The organism is Bartonella sp. AA74HLJMH, from assembly GCF_042197045.1.
Lineage (GTDB): Bacteria > Pseudomonadota > Alphaproteobacteria > Rhizobiales > Rhizobiaceae > Bartonella.
Window position 1 is genome coordinate 1 of the sequence record NZ_JBHIRJ010000045.1, and the last position, 4,671, is coordinate 4,671.

The 4,671-nt window shown below is 32.8% G+C and carries 4 protein-coding genes and 2 pseudogenes; 2 read left to right on the top strand and 4 right to left on the bottom strand.

The annotated features are described in order from the left end of the window. Positions 1-23 precede the first annotated feature (23 nt). The 4 genes and pseudogenes from ACFINH_RS09140 to ACFINH_RS09155 form a co-directional block, all read right to left on the bottom strand. Positions 24-857, bottom strand: coding sequence for a hypothetical protein (locus tag ACFINH_RS09140; protein WP_375632823.1), 834 nt, complete (start codon positions 855-857; stop codon positions 24-26). A gap of 1,555 nt (positions 858-2,412) precedes the next feature. Beyond that, the gene (locus ACFINH_RS09145; protein WP_375632825.1) at positions 2,413-2,685 is read right to left on the bottom strand and encodes a type II toxin-antitoxin system YafQ family toxin; all 273 of its coding nucleotides are present in this window, start codon (positions 2,683-2,685) and stop codon (positions 2,413-2,415) included. 1 nt (position 2,686) lies between these two features. After that, a complete protein-coding gene (locus tag ACFINH_RS09150; RefSeq protein WP_375630512.1) occupies positions 2,687-2,944 on the bottom strand; it encodes a type II toxin-antitoxin system RelB/DinJ family antitoxin in 258 nt (85 codons plus the stop codon). 281 nt (positions 2,945-3,225) lie between these two features. Then, positions 3,226-3,884: pseudogene (locus ACFINH_RS09155) on the bottom strand (type ISP restriction/modification enzyme); the annotation flags it as partial. Between the two features lie 256 nt (positions 3,885-4,140). Here ACFINH_RS09155 and ACFINH_RS09160 point away from each other — a divergent pair. After that, positions 4,141-4,320: a hypothetical protein gene (locus tag ACFINH_RS09160; protein WP_375632827.1), complete on the top strand. Its 180-nt coding sequence runs from the start codon at positions 4,141-4,143 to the stop codon at positions 4,318-4,320. Next, positions 4,313-4,671 (top strand): annotated as a pseudogene (locus ACFINH_RS09165) (ShlB/FhaC/HecB family hemolysin secretion/activation protein); the annotation flags it as partial. The gene ACFINH_RS09160 and the pseudogene ACFINH_RS09165, both read left to right, overlap by 8 nt.

Sequence of the window (4,671 nt, forward strand, 5' to 3'; positions counted from 1 at the left end):
CCCCCGCCGCGCCCACGCGTTATTTAAGCAGCGTCTTTTAGTGACTGATTATCATCACAGATATCATTACGAATTTTTGCACGGCTATTGACAACAGCATTGCCATAAATTTGCACATGATGATCAATATTTGATTTGCCATAGACCTTGGCATGATCATAAATCCTTACAAAGCAACCAACACGAGCCGAGCCAGAAACCTTGGCATGACCATAGATACTTGAATAATCCTTAATCCAGGCATTACAAAAAACATGGGCATTATCATAAACCCGCGCCCAGACATAAATGCGTGACTTGCCATATATACGAGCATTGCCAAAAATATAGCCACAAACATAGGCACTTTCATAGACACGGGCATTGTCATAAACCTTGGCACCATTAGAAATAGTAGCGTTATCACTAATTACGGCATAACCATAAACATGCCCACAGACCTTAGCGTTATCATGAATTTTTGCATTATCATAAATATGAGCGGTTGTATCAAAAACCAATGCCTTGCCATTGACGATAGCATTGCCATACACCTTGGCACCTCTAAAGATTTTAGCGTCATTATAAATTTTAGCATTTTCATAAACAGTTGCATTGAAAAGAACCGCGGCATTATCATAGACCCAGCAATTGCCATCATGGGATAAGTTACTTTCATTTTCAATAAAACCACCGAGGTCCCCCGCCTTAACATCATCAAAATCTCTTAGAGCACGTATACGGTGTAAAGTAAGACCATCAAAAGTAAATTTTTCATTGGTAAATTCGTATTTTTTTGCAGACTCTTGTTGATTAACAGGCGCGGTTTCATTTGCAATGGAAGAGATAACGGGGGTATTTTTTGATATAGTTGTCATAATTAAATCCTACATGTTTATAATTTTGAATTAACACCCTATAAGGATGCCGGGCGCTCAAAACACGGCATGTAGTCCGTTGTTACGCTTTTCCCATAAAAGGGTATTGTATAGCGTAACTACACCCGACAAAATCACTATATATGCTAACAAAAGCATAAAAGATAGTCAGTTTTTAATAGGATTAGGTTTATCTTAACCTCTTCGCTACATGTTTAGTGTTTTGATCACTTAATTATTTACATAACAAAATACGTATTTATTGTCAAATAATATTTTATCTTTTTTGATATTTTTTCTTATTTTTTAAATACGTTGTGTATTGATAATATCTTATGCTTATTAATTGCTTCTTTTATATTTATGTACTTTTAAAGCTATATTATTGGCTTTATGAAACGATTGCGTTATGTTTTGAATCTATACATTTATAATATTTAGAAAAGCTCTCATAATGCGTATTTTTATCTTTATAACCTATCATTTTTTTTGCTAAATGAATTTTAAATTTTTTGTGAATTTTGTTTATAAGGGGCTCTAATTTAAACAACCTTAATAGGCACTGTGCTCTTTATAACCAACGCGTTCATTTGCATGTGATTATGAAAACCTGCTTTTTCACGTATTCTCTATAGCTGTTATATTCTTTATAGCCATGGCATCATTTTTCATTTTCATAAGAGAAACGATAAATAGGATAATTGTGATTTATAGACTGTTATGAAAATATCTCAATAGAAACTGATCATTATAGAGATCAGCAAAATCGCTTTTAATAGACCGTGTCAGTGTTGTCAGTTCTTTTTAGAGCTTATATTATTTTTTTAAATGAGAGAAAATTAAAAACATAATATTTCAATAGGTTAATGTTTTTAAGACATAATTCATATCAAGAGTACAATCTTTAAAGATAACCAATGATGTGAATTGATTAAAACTTGTCAATTATGTGTCAGTAAATTGAACTGATAAACTAGATTATTTTATTAAGTAATTCCAACACGTCTTATAAAAAGCGTATGAAAGTAAAAACTGATTACGTTATCAAAATCCTTTTTATGAATTTTATCAGTTCATTTGAATAGATAAACTTATGATTTAGAGAATGATTAAAAGGTGCTTTATGAAAAGCATATGATCTTTTAAAGCCTTTCAAAAGATAGCTTGTAACTCATATGAAATGCTATCAAGACCATTATGGTTATGAGTTTTGAAGATTTTGAGTATTTTGAGGGTTCCTTTTACTCCCCTTTATATATTATTTTTCAATCAAAAATAAAAGTTATTATATTTCAATATGTTAATGTTTTAAATAAACAACCCATATTACACACAACACGTAAATACAATCTGTAATATATATATAAAGGGGTTTTGAAGGTATTTTGAGGGTTTGAGAAACCTTCAAAACCTATAAGTAATATAAGAAAATGAATATACATAGCTCTCTTTAAACAAAGCTATCATTTTAGATTACGATATAACCTCTTAAAGGCAATGTAAAAAAATCTAATTATGTAGAGAAAAGTTAGAGTATTTTTAACTTTTCATATAATTATTCTTTGAAAAGGTCAGAGTGCGTTCCTGTACGAATAAGATGTAATTTATCTCCTTCTATTCTATAAATAAGCAGCCAATCTGGTTCGATATGAATATCATGATACCCTACCCAATCGCCTTTTAGTGGATGATCACAGTAATGTCTTGGTAATGTCTTTTCTTCAATTAGAAGACTTAATAGTGTACGCAGCTTATTCATATTTTTACTGCGTTTTTCCGCCTTGCGCACGTCACGTTTAAATTGTCTCGAGCGAACAGGTATCAGCATATTAAATGCCTAAATCCTTAAAAAGGGCATCAGCGTTTTTAAATGTCTTACCTTTACCTTCATCTAATTCCTTTATAGCTTTACGTGTGACACTATTAGGTACTTTAAGATCAAAAGGCAAACAACCTTCTTCAGCGACACGCAAAAATGTTATACGGATAAGGTCTGATGCGCTTAATCCCATGCGTTCTAAAGTAATCATCGCTTGTTTTTTCATTTCAGCAGGAATGCGAGCGCGAACAACAGAATCGGCTTTCATGATTGGTACCTCCATTCATAGATTTTATTATAATGTAGCTACACTGTAGTCTCAAGTCAATTTTTTAGAATTAAAAACCCTTTGGACAGCAGGTATGGCAAAAAACTCCACGAAAAGAATCCTTAATTCATAATAATTAAGAGGAATGTTGCAAAATCCTATTCTCTTAACTTTATTTTGTTATCCTCATAGTAAAGAAAATTTTATCTAATCAACTTAACAAGAGAGGTATAGATTATGGTTATAAGCTCTATACCCATTATGTGAGTATGCTTTATAAGTTATTCGGTTTCTCTTATTTCTAATTTTGGTAAGTTCTTAACAATTTTCATTGTTTCTAAACTTACAGTGATAACCCTTTGAAATAACTCTAATGGATAAGCAGGGTTGCCAATGGTTTCAACAGCATAGTGATTGGCATCATTCACAATACCACTCTTTTTATCTGTTTTTACACATTGACGCCCCATAAACCATTCAAGAGCAGGCTTGCCATTGACGATATACTCATAAGCTTACTTAGGGAGATCTGTCATGATGATATTGCTATTATAAGTAACTGTTGATTTATTCTTTTCCTTACTATCCTTAATTTTTGCGAATTTCATTTCTGTCACGTAATAAAACTTTTCGGGATTAGAGATTTCTGTCTGTTTTGGATTACCCTTTTTAAAGGTGACAGGATAAGGTTCTACAGTTTCATAGTTTACGTGCAAATGACCGAGTTCACGCCCTGCTGTCACAAATTTCCAAAAATCATCAGCCGTTTTTACGCAAGGGATACGAGGCAATTCTTTGCATAAATTATCAGCATAACGGGTGCGATAATCTTCTGAATGCAAAAAACCGTAAACATAATAAAACAGATCATCTTTAGTGTTTTTTCATTAGGATAAGCGGCTTTTAAATATGCTAATCCTTCATTAGTTATAGCATTACGCATTTTCTTTTTTTCTTATTTTAGTAAATAAGCGATTGTCATACTATTTTTCTTATCAAGCGATAATAATGGAGTGTTTTTTGTTGTCTCTAATATGTAACAGTTCCAATAAATTTGGTCTATTCTATGAATAAGAGTCTTTACTTAAAGCTCAAAATTATATTACATGCAACACCTTAAAATTAAGAAGCATATAGAGTGTATGATTGTCATTTAACAGTGTCATTGTAAAATCTTCAAAAGCGGGGGAAATGATATGGTTTGCACAACTCATAAAGCAGGTGTATACAGTACAGTCTATGCTTTTTTCTCAGATGTTATAAGTATTACTCTCATCAAAAAATTAAAAAATTGTTACGCGGTTGGCGATTTTTTCTGTGACGCTGATGATATGGTTCATTTTGTTGCTCATTTTGAGGGCACAATGAATGCATAGATTTTTTTTCACTTTTGTTTTTACGGCTATTTTGTGCCTTTTCTCGTTGGCGAGTTTTGCCCAAAACATTCGTGAGAAAGCGATTAATCAATCAGAGAGCATCCAACGACAACAAACGCAACAACAGCGTTTTCAGCAATTGCAGCGTAAAAACAAAACCCATGAGGTATTTTTGCCAGACGATGATACCACATCTGCCTATGGTGCTTCGCCTAGTACAACCTGTTTGCTGATCAAACGCATTGAATTTGTTGGCGCTCAGTTGATTTCTCACACCGACCTTCATGAAGCCATTTCTCTTTGGGAAGGACGGTGTTTGGGGATTGCCGAAATCAACAAAGTGCTCAAAGC